Source organism: Paenibacillus sp. MDMC362, from assembly GCF_003269305.1.
Lineage (GTDB): Bacteria > Bacillota > Bacilli > Paenibacillales > Paenibacillaceae > Paenibacillus_AQ.
The window spans coordinates 22,256-37,458 of record NZ_QLYT01000065.1 but is presented as its reverse complement, the minus strand read 5'-3'; the positions used below and the strand labels follow the sequence as shown (position 1 = coordinate 37,458).

13 protein-coding genes and 1 other annotated feature are annotated in these 15,203 nt (G+C 51.1%); all 13 genes read right to left on the bottom strand.

Annotation, left to right across the window (positions count from 1 at the left end):
- Positions 1-164: 164 nt before the first annotated feature.
- Positions 165-959: a septum site-determining protein MinD gene (gene minD, locus DP091_RS27125; RefSeq protein ID WP_113061203.1), complete on the bottom strand. Its 795-nt coding sequence runs from the start codon at positions 957-959 to the stop codon at positions 165-167.
- Between the two features lie 3 nt (positions 960-962).
- Positions 963-1,625, bottom strand: a complete 663-nt coding sequence (locus tag DP091_RS27120; protein WP_113061202.1) for a septum site-determining protein MinC — start codon at positions 1,623-1,625, stop codon at positions 963-965.
- An 83-nt stretch (positions 1,626-1,708) separates the two neighbouring features.
- Positions 1,709-2,233 carry a rod shape-determining protein MreD gene (gene mreD, locus DP091_RS27115; RefSeq protein ID WP_113061201.1) on the bottom strand — a complete coding sequence of 175 codons (525 nt, stop codon included), beginning with the start codon at positions 2,231-2,233 and terminating at the stop codon, positions 1,709-1,711.
- A gap of 1 nt (position 2,234) precedes the next feature.
- Entirely contained in the window at positions 2,235-3,110 is an 876-nt protein-coding gene (gene mreC, locus DP091_RS27110; protein WP_113061200.1) for a rod shape-determining protein MreC, read from the bottom strand.
- Positions 3,111-3,166: 56 nt separating this feature from the next.
- Positions 3,167-4,201: a rod shape-determining protein gene (locus DP091_RS27105; protein ID WP_071223413.1), complete on the bottom strand. Its 1,035-nt coding sequence runs from the start codon at positions 4,199-4,201 to the stop codon at positions 3,167-3,169.
- Positions 4,202-4,239: 38 nt separating this feature from the next.
- Entirely contained in the window at positions 4,240-4,929 is a 690-nt protein-coding gene (radC, locus tag DP091_RS27100) for a RadC family protein (RefSeq protein WP_009593994.1), read from the bottom strand.
- Positions 4,930-5,014: 85 nt separating this feature from the next.
- Positions 5,015-5,626: a Maf family protein gene (locus DP091_RS27095; RefSeq protein WP_113061199.1), complete on the bottom strand. Its 612-nt coding sequence runs from the start codon at positions 5,624-5,626 to the stop codon at positions 5,015-5,017.
- Between the two features lie 25 nt (positions 5,627-5,651).
- Positions 5,652-5,894 carry a DUF4321 domain-containing protein gene (locus DP091_RS27090; protein ID WP_113061198.1) on the bottom strand — a complete coding sequence of 81 codons (243 nt, stop codon included), beginning with the start codon at positions 5,892-5,894 and terminating at the stop codon, positions 5,652-5,654.
- 127 nt (positions 5,895-6,021) lie between these two features.
- Entirely contained in the window at positions 6,022-7,407 is a 1,386-nt protein-coding gene (locus DP091_RS27085; RefSeq protein WP_113061197.1) for an SPOR domain-containing protein, read from the bottom strand.
- Positions 7,408-7,619: 212 nt separating this feature from the next.
- On the bottom strand, positions 7,620-8,996 hold the full coding sequence (gene murC / locus DP091_RS27080) for a UDP-N-acetylmuramate--L-alanine ligase (protein ID WP_113061196.1): 1,377 nt from the start codon (positions 8,994-8,996) through the stop codon (positions 7,620-7,622).
- Positions 8,997-9,002: 6 nt separating this feature from the next.
- A complete protein-coding gene (locus tag DP091_RS27075; protein WP_181469931.1) occupies positions 9,003-10,379 on the bottom strand; it encodes a bifunctional folylpolyglutamate synthase/dihydrofolate synthase in 1,377 nt (458 codons plus the stop codon).
- A 35-nt stretch (positions 10,380-10,414) separates the two neighbouring features.
- Positions 10,415-13,084, bottom strand: coding sequence for a valine--tRNA ligase (locus DP091_RS27070; protein ID WP_113061194.1), 2,670 nt, complete (start codon positions 13,082-13,084; stop codon positions 10,415-10,417).
- 111 nt (positions 13,085-13,195) lie between these two features.
- Positions 13,196-13,494: a binding site (T-box leader), on the bottom strand.
- A gap of 247 nt (positions 13,495-13,741) precedes the next feature.
- On the bottom strand, positions 13,742-15,100 hold the full coding sequence (locus DP091_RS27060; protein ID WP_113061192.1) for a LysM peptidoglycan-binding domain-containing protein: 1,359 nt from the start codon (positions 15,098-15,100) through the stop codon (positions 13,742-13,744).
- Between the last annotated feature and the right edge of the window lie 103 nt (positions 15,101-15,203).

Here is a 15,203-nt window from a genome sequence, read left to right as displayed (position 1 = left end):
TTCCCCCTTGGGGCTTGTTTTCTTACTCTATCCTATGAGGAGATGAAAGATATTTAGAACAAGCCCTATTGAAGAGGACAACAGAATGTATGCACATCAGAACAGCGTAGATGAAGCAAACAAAAAAACCGATGCCTCCCGGCACCGGTTCGTGTTAAAAGCCTTTAACCCATTCCAAAAAACTTTTTGAATTTGGTGAACATTCCTTTTTTCTGATGGATTTGCATCAGCGGAACGGTATCACCTAGGATACGCCGGGCGATGTTTCTATAGGCGATGGCTGCCTGAGAGTCCGGATTCATCACCGTAGGCTCCCCGATGTTGGCCGCTTTAATGACCATTTCGTCATCTGGCACGATACCAATCAGATCAATATTCAGCACCTGCAGCACATCTTCAATCTCCAGCATGTCGCCGGATTTCACCATGTTCGGACGGATCCGGTTAACTACGAGCTTCGGAGACTCTACATGAGAGCTCTCCAGCAAGCCGATAACCCGATCCGCATCCCGCACGGCCGCATTCTCAGGCGTCGTAACCACGATCGCTTTATCCGCACCGGCAATGGCATTCTTAAATCCTTGCTCGATTCCAGCCGGGCAATCGATAATGACGTATTCGAATTCCTTTTTCAATTCAAGTACAATATCCTTCACCTGATCCGGAGAAACGGCATTCTTATCTTTGGTCTGGGCTGCAGGAAGCATATACAGCTCATCGAAGCGCTTGTCCTTGATCAGCGCCTGGTTAAGTCGGCATCGCCCTTCTGCAACGTCGCACAAATCGTATATAATCCGGTTTTCCAGGCCCATCACGACATCCAAATTACGAAGACCGATGTCCGTATCAACCAGACACACTTTTTTTCCGAGCAGTGCCAAAGCTGTGCCGATGTTCGCCGATGTCGTCGTTTTACCGACTCCGCCTTTACCTGAAGTTACGACGATTGCCTCTCCCATGTTCTACACCCCTTTAAACACATTAAAATCCCGACCCAAACGTGAGATGTTGCTGATCTTATCGATCTCCATGCTACCGTCCTTCAAATACGCAAACTCCATGACCGTTTCCCTCGTCTCCCATTCATCCGGCGGTCTGCTGATCATCTGGGAGATACGGAGCTGGGTAGGAGCAAAATACGAAGCCGCTATAATCGCTTCCTCGTTGCCCTCTACACCGGCATGCGCGGTTCCGCGCAGAGCTCCCAGTATGTAGATATCACCGGTGCACGTTATGGTTCCGCCGGGATTCACATCGCCGAGGAACAAGAGATCGCCGTCATGATGCAGTACCTGTCCGGAACGCACCATCCCTGTCTTAAGCGTAAGCTTCTCCTCTGGTATGAGCTCCGACTCAAGCGGCGGGGATTCCACATTACGTATCAACAGATTGCCCTTTTGCTTCAATATGTCAAGAATCGTCTGCTTCTCTTCTTCGGAAATTTTCCGGGAACCCAGCTTCACATCCACATGAATGATAGGTCCGGTCAAAATATTCTGATGACTGTGCTCCAGCTTATAGCGCAGCTCGCCGAGCAGCTCCTCCAGCTCACACTGGTCATCAAGCAGGAATACCAGGCCATCTTTGATGCCCTTAATCGTTACATGATTGGATTTTACAGCCATAAGCCTGTCCCTCCCATCCCTATACATTTCGCGCTCAAACCTTCAAGTTCCTGCTAGTCTAGTAAAATGTCATAATGGAGGGTTCAGGATGCCTTCCTTCTCTGATTCTTCGTAACCAACTCAATCTGCTTGCGAAGAGGAACGTAAATCGCCAGAGCAAAGGCAAAATGAACAAGGAGATTGGGTAGCATATGATGAAGCAGCGACCAATTATAAGAAGTCGGATTGAGTCGAAACACCTTATATATGCCAAAAAGCGTACTGTCAAACAACAAGCTCCCCAGTATGACAATGGTCATCATCATGGGCAGCGGCGCCCGCGGGGACTTGAATACAAGTCCCACCAGATATGCGGATACGCCCATAGCAAACGAATAAGTGCCAATCATCTCGCCGTAATACACGATATCGTGAAGCATGCCGAATAGGAGTCCGAGCACCAGCCCCGTGTGGCGATGGTAATAAATCGATACAAAAAACAAGCAAACCAACACGAAATTAGGATAAATCTGAAGCTGCAGCGAGCTTGGCGTTAACCAGAAAACCACCGTACCCTGCAGGATAAACAGCACGAACAGCAGCAGAACCAGAACTTGTTTACGCGCCATCTTATTCCGGCTCCTCAGGCGTAAAGACAACGATCAGATACTTCCAGTCGTCAAACTTGGCCGCCGGCTCGATCGTAGCCGTTCTGCTTTGACCATATTGGCTGGTCTGAACGCTGAGGACCTTACCGATGATCATGCCCTGCGGTATAACGCCTCCTCGACCGGATGAAATGATCTTATCGCCTTTCTTGATTGGATCATCTTCCGAAATCCGCGTCATGAGCAGCGTGTTGGTCTTCTCATCGTAGCTCTCGACCACACCGAATGTTTTATCCTCTTTGCCGATGGCCGTTACCGAAATCGGCTGCGGATTCGGATCCTGGGCGTCCATTGTTGTCAACAGCTTCACCGTTGAGGTGAAATTGCTGACGTTGCTAATGATGCCGACCATGCCGTCCACTGTCGTGACAGACATTCTGGGGCGAACCCCATCGCGCGCGCCCAGATCGATAACAAGTGTCCGGTTATTGGGATCCGAATTAACACTTAGCACCTGGGCAGTACGGTATTCGTATTTGTAACGTTCCTTCTGGTTCTTAGTAAATCCAAGTACATCTTCAAGTTCTTCGTAATTAGCTTTCATCGTATTGTAATTAGCACTCTCTCGGGAATATTGGGCCACGGCTCTCCGCAGCTCCTCATTCTCTTCATAGATTGCCTTCATGTTCCGCACATCTTCAAAGAAACCCGCTATATAGGCAGCGGGCTTATAAAACACACTTTGCACAAAACCGACCGTATCCTTGACGAATTTTTCAGGCCAAGATAAAGAAGCTCTCGGGCCGAGCGTAAACCCCATAATAGCGATAAACGCTACCAGCCCGATGAGCATAATAAACAAACGCTTATTGCCTAGCAGCTTAAACAGTTGCAACACCCTCTAACTTACTGTTTTCTCTCCCAACATTAGGGGTTTACACTTCTATTCGGTTTCTACCGTTTAGAACGGACGGCAGAGCTGCTCCGGGATTTAAACAAGTGAATGTTCTCGAGCGCTTTACCTGTGCCAATGGCCACGCAATCCAGCGGATTCTCTGCAACGATCACCGGCATGCCGGTCTCTTCGGCGAGCAGCTTGTCCAGGTTGCGAAGCAATGCGCCGCCTCCCGTAAGCACGATGCCCCGGTCCATAATATCCGCAGCAAGCTCCGGAGGACATTTCTCAAGGGTAACCTTAACAGCTTCAACAATAGCGTTAATGGTATCTGCCAACGCTTCGCTAATCTCATCCGAAGTAATGGTAATCGTCTTCGGCAGACCCGTCACCAAATCACGGCCGCGAATTTCCATCGTTTCCACGGTCTCCAGCGGCATGGCGGAACCGACTTCCATCTTGAGCAGCTCGGATGTGCGCTCACCGATCATCAAATTATATTGACGTTTGATATAGGAGATAATAGACTCATCCATCTCATCGCCTGCAACGCGTACAGAGCGGCTGGTTACAATACCGCCAAGCGAAATGACCGCAACCTCGGTCGTACCTCCGCCGATGTCAACGACCATGCTGCCCGTAGGTTCCCACACAGGCAAATCGGCACCGATTGCAGCTGCAAAAGGCTCCTCGATCGTGTAAGCTTCGCGTGCTCCCGCTTGCTTGGTAGCATCTTCCACCGCACGCTGCTCTACCGCCGTAATGCCGGAAGGCACGCATACCATCACGTTCGGATGACGGGGGAATATGGAACGCTGCTTCTGTGCCTGACGAATAAAGTATTTAATCATCGTAGCCGTTGTATCAAAATCAGCGATGACGCCGTCTTTCATCGGACGAATGGCACGAATGTTCCCTGGTGTGCGTCCAATCATTTTCTTAGCCGATTCTCCAACGGCTTCAATGCTCTTCGTATCTGTACGCAGAGCAACCACTGAAGGTTCTCTTACGACAATTCCTTTCCCACGAACATAAACCAGCGTATTTGCCGTCCCCAAATCGATTCCCAAATCTTTCGTAAAACCACCAAACATGATGTATCTCCCTTTCTTCGTCAATCTGAACTATTATATTACATCAAGCCCCGTTCCTTCAAACTTACAAACGATCCGTCCCCAATGATCAGATGATCCAGTACGTCGATCCCGACAATCTGTCCTGCCTCCACTAAGCGTGCAGTCAGCGATATGTCTTCCGGGCTGGGCGTCGGATCTCCGCTAGGATGGTTATGTGCGCACACCAGGGATGCACTGCTGCATTTGATGGCCGCTCTGAACACCTCGCGGGGATGAACGATGGAAGCATTAAGGCTTCCCATCGATAACGTTTCCTGGGCAATGACATGATTTTTCGTATTTAAAAATACACAGACAAAATGCTCTTTCTGTAAATAGCGCATCTGTTCACTGAGCAGTTCTGCCGCGTCATGAGGACTGCGAATAATAACCGGCTCTACATGTCTCGATGCGGCCAAGCGCCGTCCAAGCTCGATGCCAGCCTTCAGCTGAACAGCCTTAGCGGTTCCAATTCCTTTGATTTGCGTAATTTCCTCAATGCTAAGATCAACGAGCTGCCGGATACCGCCTGCTTCCCCCAGCAGCCGCTGGGCTATATGTACGGCAGATTCCTGGCGGGTTCCGGTCCGAAGCAATATCGCCAGCAATTCTGCATGGCTTAAAGCGCTCGCCCCATATTGCATCATGCGCTCTCTTGGTCGTTCATCATGGGGGATGTCGCGCAGCAATAGCGTTGGCGACTCCATATATTCCCCTCTTTTCTAAGATTTAAATCAGCAGGTCACCGAAACTTCAGGATACCCCTACATTTCGAATGCCGTTGTTCTATATCTATGAATCGGTGAGTACATCCATCCCCATTTCAGACAGCATGTCCGACAGCAGAGAAAGCGGCAGGCCGACAACGTTAAAATAGTCGCCTTCGATTCCTTCCACGATGGTTGCACCCAAGCCTTGAATCGCATACGAGCCCGCTTTGTCAGCAGGTTCCCCGCTCTTTACATAAGCCGCGATCGCGTTATCACTTAACGATTTCATCTTTACGGTTGTCACACGGTGAGCGACCTTGGTACGACCAGATTCCCGATCGACACAAGCCACGCCCGTGTACACGAGGTGAGCCCGTCCTTGAAGCATGGACAACATCCTTGCCGCGTCGGCTTGATCCTTCGGTTTCCCGAGGACAAGATCATCGACAACTACAATCGTGTCGCTTCCCACAATGATACCATCTCCCGGATCATCCGTCAGCTTTCGGAGAACCGCTTCCGCTTTACGTAGTGCCAGTGACTCCACAATTCGCTCTGGCGACCACCCAGGCGGGGTGTCCTCGTCAGCTTCACTAGGCATAATCTCAAATGGGATACGAAGGGAGGCAATCAATTCCTGACGCCGAGGAGAGGTGGAGGCCAATATGATACGGCGGTTTCTCTTCTCATTCAAGGGGGATAATCTCCTTTGTCATGTCTTAGAGCCTGCGGTATAACCAGAGCGCTGCTATAATGCCAAGCAGACTGAGCAGGCAAAAGTTAAGTTCAAGGTTAATGTCATAACGAATAATGTCAAAATCAGCGCTAGGCGACCACTTAATCGGTGTAGATGACGTTAAAAACGACAAAGCCTTAACTGGTTGAAGCGCCTTGGCCAGCCATGTTCCCGTCAGCCACCCCAGCAGCAAAAACAAGATGAGCATTCCTTTGTTTTTCTTCATGCATCCTCTTCCCTCGCCATATTTTGACACCCTAATTATTATACGGTGAATCGATAAGCAATACAAACAGAAATCCGGCAGGGGGAACTATTTCCAGTTCCGAGCCGGATTTGACGTAAATTTGAATTTATAGGCCATCCAGGAGTTTCTTTTGGCCCATGACATAGTTCATCATGCCCGTTTGAATCTCCCACAAATGCCCCTTGGATTGATTTTTGTTATATTCGGAGAGCGCTGTGATCGAACTGTTCATGGATTGCTCCATCGCCGGCAGCACAGCCCCGGTCTCCGGACCCAAGCCGGCGGACAGCAGCTTCATCGATTGGATCCACTGCTGGTGCAGATTTGTAATTGCAGTCATACTCTCTGACGCCACCGCGTCCGCCTCCTGCTTCCCCAACAGCGATGCCGATAGCGTACTCAACTCGGACACGAGCTCTCCGCTTATCGTGAAATAGTCCGTCAGCGTCTGCTTCTCGCTCGCAAAGGCAGCTGATTCTATATTGGGCAGCGCGATTTCTCTCACGTATAATTCGACGCCTTCGGCTTTAAGCTGATTGCTGAGCAGCTTGGCCTGCTCACGGTCTGGAGATATGCCCGCATAAACACGGTTCTCCTCATCCAAATCTCCCCCAGCCGCAATACCGGACTGCAGCAGTTCCCCTTTCGCCTGCTCTGCCCGTTCCGGTGTGCTGAACACACCGTACTGAAGCATATAGAAGGTTTGACCCGGAATGTGTACTGCCGATTCAGTTGAACCGGGTGCGAGTGATGCCCCCGTTCCCCCGGAGGAGTCAGCCGGTGCTTGATGAACTGCGTCATTGCTTTCAAGCTGCCCCGATGCCGTATCCTCACCTGCATTGCCGCCGTTAAACATGGACAGCAACATATATCCAAACAGCAAACCCGTAACAACAGCCGCGGTCACGGATACAGCCATTTTCCAGAAGGAGGTAGGCTTGGGCGAGCGATAATAACCGTAATCATCGGCAGGTGACTCGTATAGATCCTTCTCGGGTCCGAAATCCCAATTCGAATCGTTTGCGCCGGGGCCCACTCTTCCGGAATACGCGTCATCATGAAGATCGTAGAGATCCTCAACCTCACGCATGTCGTCATATGTATCGACAGGATCAGACCCGTTACCGAACGCCCCGCCCTCGACGTGATCCAGACGTCTTCTTTCCTCAGCTAATCGCCCCTTGGACCGGGTATGACGCGAGGATCTCCATTCTTGTCCGTTCACATCCCGAGTGTCCTCCTCCCGGAGCGGCGGGACAACGCGCAGATGATCATGCTGCATGCTGCTCCTATGTTCGAACGAATTGCCCGCATCGGTAAACCGATCAGTCGTTGTGTCAAACTCGTCGAATATGCGATGACGGTCATCAACTTGATCATTGCGCCTTGCGGGAACTTCGTGATAGGAATCCCGTTCCTCACGCTTATGATCCTTGTAGCTGTCCTTCGGTGGATCCTGATCGAAACGAATCGTCATCCGTGCTTTATTCATATCCACACACCTCACTTGTCCTTCTACACCTAGCTATATGATCAAGCTTGGCAACTTATGAGTGTGCGTAAAACAAAACAAACAGGCTGATCAAGAAGGTATCTTGATCAGCCCGTGTTCTTCTTATCGAACCGCTGCTTTGCCTCCGTTCGAAGACAAAGCCCATGCAATCCCCTGCTGCAGCGAAGCAGCAAAGCATGCTTGCAATCCATTTACTTCTTGCCTTTAATAGACTCCGCTAAAGCAGCGCCGACCTTCCAAATATCGCCCGCACCCATCGTCAGAACCAGATCGCCTTCTTTTACGCGACCTTTGAGATCGCTCAGGACATCTTCCTTGGTAGGCAAATAGCGGGCACCGGCATTGCTGTTCTGGACAATCAGCTCCACCAGCTTACCGGAACTGATACCCTCGATCTGCTTCTCGCCGGCAGGAGAATAAATATCGGTGATGATCACCTCGTCCGCTTCCCCGAATGCGCGGCTAAACGCATCCAGAAGGAAAAAGGTCCTCGAATACCGCTGCGGCTGGAATACGGCGATAATCCGTTTGCCCGTAGCTTTGGCGGCACTGATCGTAGCCTCGATCTCCGTCGGATGATGCGCATAGTCGTCAATCACCAGAATGCCTTCAGCTTCGCCCAGCACCTGGAAGCGGCGCTTAGCTCCGTTGAACTTGACGATGGCCTCTACAATCGCTTCGAACGAGATTCCGCCTTTCATGCAGCATATCACCGTAGCCATGGCGTTGTAGACATTGTGTTTACCCGGTACGGACAATTCCACGGTACCCAGCTCCATGCCGTTATGAAGCATCGTGAAGCTGACGTGACGATCGCCGAGCACCAGATTCGTTGCCGTATACTCTGCATCCGCATGAATGCCGTATGTGGTCACATTGCATTTTAGGTCAGGCAAAATTGCCTGAATGTTGTTATCGTCCGCGCAAACCACGGCCGTACCGTCTGCCTTGATCTGGCTGAGGAATTGTACATAGGCTGCCTTGAGACGATTGAAATCTCCCTCGTAATTCTCCAGATGATCGGCCTCAATATTCAGAACAACGCCGAGCCAAGGGTGGTACTGAAGGAATGAACCGTCGCTCTCGTCCGCTTCGGCCACCACGTGCTCGCCTTCACCGGCTTTGGCATTCGTGCCCACGTTCATGATTTCTCCGCCGATAATAAATGTCGGATCGACTCCGCATTCTTCCATTACGAGCGCAATCATCGATGAAGTGGTTGTCTTACCATGCGCACCCGCTACGGCGACCCCTTTGCGTTGGTTCAGTAGACGCGCCAGCATCTGCGCACGGTGAAGGACAGGAATGTTCAGCTTCTCTGCTTCGACCCGCTCCACGTTGTCTTGGGACAATGCCGTCGAGTAAACCACAAGGTCCGCCCCCTGGACTTGCTCGGCGGTATGTCCAATGTATATTTTGGCGCCTTTGGCCGCCAGCTTTTCTGTCAATTCTTGCGATGCCACGTCAGAACCCGTGACTTTATAACCCATCTCCAGCATAACTCTTGCAATGGCGCTCATCCCGTAGCCGCCAATTCCTATAAAATGAACATGTTCCGATGTATTCAACAGATATCACCAACCTTTTTCAGAATCGGAAAGGCCCAGGAGGTTGGAACGCACGTCGGCAATCAGGTACAACGTGCCCGACACCACCCCAAGATCCTCCGCTTCCGTCCGTGACTTCAACTCTTCAAGTGCGTTTTTCCAATTTGGTTCTATGATGATTTGCAGTGTATGTTTGGCGTATTTCTCCCTTACCTGCTCTACGATGTCACCAAGCGCCTTGGCGTCCAGTTTCTTCCGGAAATCCGGTTCAGTCAGGATAAGCGTATCCACTATTGGCAGTATATGCTGCAAATACGATTCATGATGCTTATTTGCCAGCATTCCCATCATTAAGTTCAGTTTTCGATACTTATAGATCTGCGGTAAGCTTTTAGCCAAGGTTTCAGCCCCTTCGGGGTTGTGCGCACCATCGAGAACAATCCGCGGGGACGACTGCACTTGTTCCAGTCTTCCCGCCCAGAAAGTATCCTTAAACCCTCTACGCAATTCTTCATCATCCACGATGAAAGCCATATACTGGCGAAGCACTTCCAGCGTCATCATCGCAAGCGCGGCATTAGCGCATTGGTGCTCACCCTGCATCGAGATGTCCAGATCCATGTCCCGGAACGGGCCCTTAAAACGAAAAGTCTGGCTTTCTTCGTTCCCACGCAGCCGCTCATAAGAGAACTGTTCATCTACGAGATACAGACTTGTACGGTTTTTGACTACCGTTTGTTTCAGAACATCGACTGCCTCCGGCTGAGTTACCGTGCTCACCACAGGAACTCCTGGCTTGATAATGCCAGCCTTTTCCCTGGCGATCTCCTGAATGGTATCACCCAGGACGTCGGTATGGTCCATTCCGATATTCGTGATCACCGAAATGATGGGATGAACGATATTGGTCACGTCCAGACGACCGCCAAGTCCCGTCTCCCATACCACCACGTCCGGATAAGATACCTCGGCGTAATACAGTATCGCAAGGGCGGTGGACACCTCAAACATGGTGAGCGATCCGAGCCCGGAGCCCGCAATTTCGGCTACAAGCGGTTCTAAGCGATTAGCGAGTTCAAGCAGCGTCTCTTCCGGTATGTCCTCGCCGTTATACTGAAACCGATTGGTAAACTTCGTAATATAGGGGGACGTGTAGGTGCCAACCGTGAAGCCCCCTTGAAGCAGAACCTTCGTTAAAAAAGCGCATGTGGAGCCTTTTCCATTCGTTCCGGCCACGTGAATAAATTTTAATCGCCGCTCCGGATGGCCGAGCAGCTCCATCAATCGCTGTATTCTATCCATGCCCGGGCGGATTCCAAATGGAATCAACCCGTTGATCCAAGCTACCGCTTCCTCATAGGTATGGAACGGAGCTGCCACTGCAGCTGCCGAATGATCAACCATCGTTCTCACCTTCTGGTCCAGAATCATCTTGCCCTTTAGCCTCTCAATTCTTCGATGCGCGCAATCACTTTACTGCGTTTGTCCGAGTAATCCGCTAGCTTCGCCCGTTCTTCTTCAATCACCTTTTCGGGTGCTTTCGATACGAAACCAGGATTGTTCAGCTTCTTCTCCACACGCTCGACTTCGCTGTTCAAGTGCTGAATTTCCTTCTCCAGGCGCGTGATCTCCTGAGCGATATCGATCAACCCGGCAAGCGGCAGATACATTTCAACACCTGTTACCACGGCGGTCATTGCCTTATCCGGAGCCTCAAGCGCAAGGGAGGATTGATACTCCGACGTGTTGCAGAAGCGGCGAATATAATCCGCATTGCGATCGATGATGCCGGCAATTTGCTCGCTTACCGGCTTCAACTGGAGTTCCACTTTTTTGCTCATCGGTACATTTACTTCCGCCCGGATGTTACGTACAGCACGGATAACATCCATCAGCAGGTTCATTTCGGTAACGGCTTCCGCATTCTCGAATGCCTCATCATAGGCCGGCCATGAAGCCAGCATCACCGTCTCGCCTTCATGCGGCAAATGCTGCCAGATCTCTTCAGATATGAACGGCATGAACGGGTGGATCAAGCGCATCGTGCGGTCCAGCACATAGGCAAGCACCGACTGCGTCTTTTTCTTAGCGGCTTGATCCTCGCCGTACAGAGACAGCTTAGCAAATTCAATATACCAGTCACACAGATCATCCCAGATGAAATTGTAGAGCAGTCGACCGGTTTCGCCAAATTCGTAGGCATCAATTAGACGCGTAATGTCCCGGGAAGTTTCGTTCAAACGATGCAAAATCCAACGGTCGGCCGTTCCCAGTTCTCCGGAAATGTCGATATCCGCCGCAGCGAAGCCCTCCAGGTTCATGAGCGCAAAACGTGACGCGTTCCAGATCTTGTTCGCGAAGTTACGCGCTTGTTCCACACGTTCCCAGCGGAATCGAAGATCCTGACCCGGCGTACTGCCAGTCGATATCATATAACGCATGGCATCTGCGCCATACTGTTCAATAACCTCGAGCGGATCGATGCCGTTGCCGAGCGACTTGGACATCTTGCGGCCTTCGCTATCCCGAACCAGACCATGGATAAGCGTATCTTTGAACGGCATTTGATCCGTAAATTCAAGCCCTTGGAAAATCATCCGCGAAACCCAGAACGGAATAATATCATAACCCGTTACGAGAACGCTTGTCGGATAATATCGTTTGAAATCCTCGCTGTCCAGATTCGGCCAGCCCATGGTCGAGAACGGCCACAATGCCGAGCTGAACCAGGTATCCAGCACATCCTCATCCTGTCTTAGATCGTCCTTGCCAAGCTTCGCGCGCGCTTCCTCTTCATTCATGGCAACAACCACTTCGCCCGTGGATTCGGAATACCAGGCCGGAATCCGGTGGCCCCACCATAATTGACGAGAGATGCACCAATCGCGCACATTCTCCATCCAATGCAGGTAGGTTCTCTCGAACCGGTCAGGCACGAAGTTTACGCCCTTGCCGGATTTCTGTGCAGTAACGGCTGCTTCCGCAAGCGGCTGCATCTTAACGAACCACTGCGTCGACAAATACGGCTCGACAACGGCGCCGGATCTTTCGCTATGGCCAACCTGATGAACATGATCTTCGATGCGAAGCAGCACGCCCGATTCCTTCATGTCGCTAACGATCTGCTTGCGGCATTCTGCACGATCAAGACCCTGGTACTTGCCGGCAAATTCATTCATCGTCCCGGATTCATCCATCACGGTGATTTGCGGCAGATCATGTCTCAGACCCATTTCGAAGTCATTCGGATCATGGGCCGGCGTAATTTTAACCGCTCCGCTGCCGAAATCCTTCTCCACGTACTCATCGGCAATCACCGGAATTTCGCGGCCGACAATAGGCAGGACCAATGTCTTGCCGATCATGTCTTTATAGCGCTCATCTTCCGGATGAACGGCTACCGCCGTATCGCCAAGCATGGTCTCCGGGCGGGTGGTTGCTACGGTAATGGAGCCGCTGCCGTCTTTGAGCGGGTATTGCAAGTGGTACAAATGGCCGTTGACCTCTTTGTACTCCACTTCGATATCGGACAAAGCCGTGCGAGCAGCCGGGTCCCAATTGATGATGCGTTTTCCGCGATATATAAGCCCCTTATCATAGAGCTTGACGAATACTTCCCGAACCGCTTCTGACAACCCCTCGTCGAGCGTGAAACGCTCTCTGGAGTAATCGAGGGACAGGCCGATCTTGGACCATTGGTCACGGATCGTATTCGCATATAAATCCTTCCATTCCCACACTTTCTCCAGGAATTTTTCGCGTCCCAGATCGTAGCGGGTAACGCCTTCTTCGCGAAGCTTCTGTTCAACCTTGGTTTGCGTGGCGATGCCCGCATGGTCAGACCCCGGCAGCCACAACGCATCATAACCCTGCATCCGCTTTACGCGAATCAGGATATCCTGCAGCGTAAAGTCAAGGGCATGGCCGATATGAAGCATTCCCGTAACGTTTGGTGGAGGAATAACAATCGTATACGGCTCCGCGTCGGGGCGTTTGCCAGCTTCAAAGAAGCCGCCTTCCTTCCAGTACGGATACCATTTTTGTTCGGCTGCCTTCGGATCATACGTCGTCGGCATGTCTAACTGGGATTGGTTTTGTTTTTGATCCATATTTTCGTACCTCCGATACTGTTAATCAGTTTTGCCAACCCGTAACGTTTTAGCCTCCGGGCGTGGCCATGGATATCCATGTTTGCGTGAAACAAAAAAAGCCCTTCGTCCTCAAAGGACGAAAGACTGTTCTCTCGCGGTACCACCTTTGTTTCGCGCTTATAATCATTCATGAATCGCGTCCTCCCATAAAGAACATGAAAGCCTGCAATCAAGCACGACACTTTACGCAGATAACGGCTGCGGCCGGCGAACTCTAACCAGGGTAGCGATCGATCCCTACTCTATCTCAAGTCCGCAACTCCGGGGCGACTTCGGCAAGTTGGTTCCTGCGGAATCTCACAGCGCTTGATAGCAATTCCGCTCTCTGAAGGCCATACCTTCCTACTCTTCCCGTTCAACGTTGTTCTAGCTTTAGGAATACCTGTACATATACTATTCAAATATACCGTGGTTGTTGCATATAGTCAATATTTCGAGTGTTTCCGAACGATTTAGACATCATACCTGCCGATCCAAATTAATTCCATTACGCTGTAAAAAGAAGCCCGGCTCGTCCGATTCCCCTCTTCTTCTCACCGATTCCCCGCCAAACACAAAAACAGGCCAAGGATATCCTACCTTGACCTGCTTGTTCTTATGCGATCGCTACGCTGATTATTGGGGAATGTATAATACCTGGCCTTCTTCCACATTCTGCTCGGACATGCGGTTATATAACAAGAGCTCTCGCGGCGTCAGCTGATAACGCTCGGCAATCACATCGAGTGTCTCCTCACGCTGCACAATGCACATCCGGACCTTGCGGAAAGGCGTTTCCTCACGGCGGTTACCCAGGAACAGACTTTTCCACTCCACGTCCTCGGCCGTTGCGGAGTCAACCAATTCCTCCGTTTCTTCTGCCTCGTCCCGAGCGGCTTGCTCCTGATCCTGAACCGTTCTGCTCGATTGAAGCAACGAAGAGAAGCCTACGCCCGATGCGCTGGTTGTGCTGTTGTTCTTCGTGTTGAAGGCCACCTTTAACTCCGGCTTGGTCGGAACCTCCTCGGCTTTAATGGAAACCTCTTCCGTTATATCATCCATATCCTCCGAAGGGACTTCTTCCTCAGCGAAAACCGGCTGGACTTCCTCCGTTTCCGGTGATTCCAGTACCGGCACGGCTTCCACTTCTTCGCCCTTACGCTCAATGACACCCGGAAAACCGGCTGTCGGATCTTCTTGCTCCGGCTCCGGCTGGACCGCAGCCCGTTCGAATTGCCATACACTTGGAATCGACGACTCAGCTGCCTGAGCTTCCGTCTCATTATGTAAGGCATATTCGACCGTATCCTGGGCTTCAGACGCATTGGAAATGCTTGTGGTGCCGTCTGAGTCCTGTGAATCCCGTGTTTGGTTCTCATATTGCGCCCAGGATGCGAGATACTGCTGTGTGCGCGCATCCGTCCCGGACGCTTGGGCTCTGATCTGAGCCTCGTTGAAGTAAGAAGGCGAAGTCGAGTTAGAATCTGCATGAGCTCCGCCGCCATGAAGCTGGTCGTACGGGTCGGCTGCAAACTGCTGCTCCCCGTTCGAATACAAATCAGTCGCTTCAGGAGCATGTACCACTGTGAATTCCTCATTGGCCCATACTTGGTCACGGGCTCCCGGAGCCGCCGCCTGAATTCCTTTGAGCGACAGAACCCCTGTAATGTTCAAGCTGCGCTTGGATAACAAATCCACGTCAAAATTCTCGATTTCGACCGCGATGTCATCCAATGATGATACCCGGTTCATCGGGACCGTGATTTCAACCGGGATCCAGTGTTCGAGCGGCTCCGTCTCTCCTGCTTCGGTGTCACCTTTATACAGGCCTGCAAGAAGCAGATGACCCCGAAGCGTGGCTTGGTCCTGCTGACTGATCACCTGAATATGCGGGATCAACTCCGCCTCTTCCAATTCTTCGATTCCCGGCAAATCTTCCGTTAAATTAATACGCTCGTAAATATCGAACCGCAATCCGTAGGACTGGTCAAACACGGGAATGTCCTCCTTTTTGGCATATACTATCCGTGATCTGTTATCACGGCATGAGCCTAAGTTTTGCCACTCAATTTATCTATATGCCGAAAATAGGAGAGCA

Bases quoted from the DNA above. Each gene is read 5' to 3' on its own strand.
- minD (WP_113061203.1), bottom strand. From the start codon at position 959: ATGGGAGAGGCAATCGTCGTAACTTCAGGTAAAGGCGGAGTCGGTAAA.
- DP091_RS27120 (WP_113061202.1), bottom strand. From the start codon at position 1,625: ATGGCTGTAAAATCCAATCATGTAACGATTAAGGGCATCAAAGATGGC.
- mreD (WP_113061201.1), bottom strand. From the start codon at position 2,233: ATGGCGCGTAAACAAGTTCTGGTTCTGCTGCTGTTCGTGCTGTTTATC.
- DP091_RS27105 (WP_071223413.1), bottom strand. From the start codon at position 4,201: ATGTTTGGTGGTTTTACGAAAGATTTGGGAATCGATTTGGGGACGGCA.
- radC (WP_009593994.1), bottom strand. From the start codon at position 4,929: ATGGAGTCGCCAACGCTATTGCTGCGCGACATCCCCCATGATGAACGA.
- DP091_RS27090 (WP_113061198.1), bottom strand. From the start codon at position 5,894: ATGAAGAAAAACAAAGGAATGCTCATCTTGTTTTTGCTGCTGGGGTGG.
- DP091_RS27085 (WP_113061197.1), bottom strand. From the start codon at position 7,407: ATGAATAAAGCACGGATGACGATTCGTTTCGATCAGGATCCACCGAAG.
- DP091_RS27075 (WP_181469931.1), bottom strand. From the start codon at position 10,379: ATGGTTGATCATTCGGCAGCTGCAGTGGCAGCTCCGTTCCATACCTAT.
- DP091_RS27070 (WP_113061194.1), bottom strand. From the start codon at position 13,084: ATGGATCAAAAACAAAACCAATCCCAGTTAGACATGCCGACGACGTAT.